This window comes from Shigella sp. FC1967, assembly GCF_001743005.1.
In the GTDB taxonomy this organism is placed as follows: domain Bacteria; phylum Pseudomonadota; class Gammaproteobacteria; order Enterobacterales; family Enterobacteriaceae; genus Proteus.
On sequence record NZ_MIIZ01000814.1, the window covers coordinates 1 to 3,010 of the forward strand.

At 36.8% G+C, this 3,010-nt stretch carries 2 protein-coding genes; one reads left to right on the plus strand and one right to left on the minus strand.

Annotation, left to right across the window (positions count from 1 at the left end; all coding sequences use genetic code 11):
* Positions 1–202: 202 nt before the first annotated feature.
* The gene (locus tag BHE89_RS13580) at positions 203–2,488 is read left to right on the plus strand and encodes a TonB-dependent hemoglobin/transferrin/lactoferrin family receptor (RefSeq protein WP_128860539.1); all 2,286 of its coding nucleotides are present in this window, start codon (positions 203–205) and stop codon (positions 2,486–2,488) included.
* Positions 2,489–2,571: 83 nt separating this feature from the next.
* Here the strand turns inward: BHE89_RS13580 and BHE89_RS13585 are convergent, their stop codons facing one another.
* Positions 2,572–2,922 carry a ribonuclease G gene (locus BHE89_RS13585; protein WP_069370034.1) on the minus strand — a complete coding sequence of 117 codons (351 nt, stop codon included), beginning with the start codon at positions 2,920–2,922 and terminating at the stop codon, positions 2,572–2,574.
* Positions 2,923–3,010 lie beyond the last annotated feature (88 nt).

The window sequence follows — 3,010 nt, forward strand, 5'->3', positions numbered from 1 at the left end:
ACAAATAAGGTATCAATAGACGTAGTTATCTGTATTGAAGTGATAAAGCGCAAAAAAAACTAGATAATGATAATTATTATCATTATCATAATTAACAAATGTTAATTATAGCTCTAATCATCTATCAAACTAATAACCATACAAAAAGATACTACTATTATGATCCATTTCTTAGCAAAAAAATGATGCTTATCGTCAGGGAATGAGGATGTTTTCATCATCAGCGATGACATTATTATTGACTTCACTCACTTCATTAAGTAGCTATGCAGCTGAAAATGCAAAGACAGAAATCACGACATCCACAGAATTGGAGAATTCTGTACAACCGACATCACGCGAAAAGATTATTATTGAACCTATCTATGTATCAGGTGAGCTCAATTCAAGTGTTGATGCAGGAAGTACGGTCTTGACATTAAAAGATATCGACAGAATTCAACCTAATAATATTGCAGAGCTAGTGGATAAATTACCCGGAATTTCCTCATCAGGTTCACCAAGACCTGGCGGTCAAACATTAAATATCTGGGGAATGGGTAATCCTGAAGATATTAAAATCACCCTTGATGGCACGCCGAAAACTTTTGAAAAATATCGCCAAGGTTCAATTTTTATTGATCCTGAATTAATACGCCGTATTGATGTTGATAAAGGACCTCATAATATTACTCAAGGAAATGGTGGATTTGGTGGTTCGGTGAGAATTGAAACCAAAGATCCTGATGACTTATTGTTACCCGATCAGAATATTGGGATGTTTTTAAAATATGGTCACCATACCAACGATAGACAGAATCGTTATAGTGGTGCGATATATGGTAAATTACTTAATGGACAAGCCGATGGATTATTCTATTTTAACCGCCGTGAAAGTGATGATCTTCGGCGTCCTGATGGAACTAAATTTGGCTATTCACAGTCAGACCAAGATTCTTTTTTAATTAAAACGAATATCTATTTAACTGAAGCACAAATAATCACGTTATCAGCATCACGCTCAGAAATTGATGGTTGGACGCCTTGGGCGGCGAAACGTGATGAATTAGCTAAACCTAGTCAAGCTGAAGTGGATAAATATGGTTTTGATGCGGCGATGAAACGAAAATTAGTCTATCGTGATCAAAAAGATGACACTTTTAGTGTGAAATGGAATATTCAGCCCGTTGATTCTGATTTAATTAATTTAACGCTTACCTACGGTTATTCAAAAACGAAACAAAACGATAGTCGCCCAGAGACGGCAAGTTCCTATTTTAGTGGCAGTATGGGAAATCAAAGTTGGGTAAATTATCGAAATCATCAAATTGAAATTAAAAATGAAAGCACGATTATGCAAGGCGCTTTAGAACATAAGGTATTAATGGGAACACGCTGGCATCGTAATGATCGCGATGTCTTAATGTTTACTCGCGATAAAGCTAAAAATCCAAATTATAACTATGGATATTATGCGCCGCCTTATATGCCAGAAGGTACGCAAACAACCACCAGTTTCTATTTTCAAGATTCAATGAGTTATAGAAACCTGACGATAACACCAGGTATTCGCTATGATATTGTTAAAAACCAAGGTAAGGGAAGTCGAGCGATTACCTACCAAGATCCTGATCCCTATTATGGTCATGATTATTCGGATGTGACTTATCGTGGGGCAACACCTCATCTAGGTTTATTATGGAAAATGAACCAAAACTTCCGATTCTTTGGTGATCTAACTTACACATGGCGAGCGCCATTGATTGATGAACAGTATGAAGTCCAAGGAAGTATTTCTAGTTTAACGGGCACTAGTCGTCATCTAGAGAAAGAAACGGTAAGAGCGGCACGAATTGGTGCCATTGTCGATTTTGAAAATGTTATTCAACAAGAAGACCAACTGCAGTTAAGAACAACCCTGTTTGATACTCGAGGTAAAGACGAAATCTTCCGTCGACGTGGTGTTTATTGTGAAAGCCAAAAGGTGGATGGACATAATGGAAATTGCCCGCCTTCAATAGGTAATTACCGTAATTTACCAGGCTACCATATTCAAGGATTGGAAATTGAAGCTTTTTATAATAGCTCTAATGTATTCGGTCGGTTAGCGTATTCAACAATGAAAGGAAAACGTGATCAATCACCGCGTGATCCGTGGTTTGGTCAAAAAACATGGATTGCGGAGATCCAGCCTGATGCGCTACATGCCACTCTTGGCGTAAAAGTACCAAGTATTCATGTCAATATGGGGTGGACGGGAGATTTTATTGGTGCTCAACGCCGTTCACCAATGGATGCTGATCCTGATGCGGGCTACTGGTCATTACCAAAAAGTAAAGGTTATGCAATCCACGGCTTATTTGCAAATTGGGAACCTTCTTTTATCGATAATACTGAAGTTCGTTTTACGGTTTCGAATTTATTTAACCGTGATTATTACCCTTATTTAGGTGAATCTGTTTCAGGTGTCGGACGTGATTATCGATTTACTGTGGTAAAACGTTTCTAATATTACTGAAAATAATAACAGATAAACCCCATAGATATTATGGGGTTTATTGTCATTGAGAGTCGAATACTCAATATATTGGATTAATAACCTTGTGATGCAGACGTTGCAATCATTGCCATCATAGTCGTGAAGAAGAAAATAAAGAAAATAACGGCCATAATGATACTGATAATAAAGTAAACAAAGCCTGCTCTATTCCATGTTTCCTGCACTTTCATAAAGGTTTCAACAGAATCATAATCACCATTTTTCCATGCCCATTCATTCCCTTTAATACCACAGACAAAAATCCAAATAAGATTAAGTAAAGGAACCAGCGCTAATAATGGAAGATAGGATTTATTACCAAAGCCCCAAATAATATTAAACATGAAAGCCCCCCAGTTCCAACGTTTAATTTCTTCAGGCACAGGTTTGTTAGTATAAGACACAGTTTATTCCTTATCTAAAATAATAAATATAAAAATGAGAATGCCAATATGGCAACTGGAGAAAAAGGTAATCATAATTGAAGGAATG

Coding starts and splice junctions, on each gene's coding strand:
- BHE89_RS13580 (WP_128860539.1), top strand. CDS start 203: ATGAGGATGTTTTCATCATCAGCGATGACATTATTATTGACTTCACTC.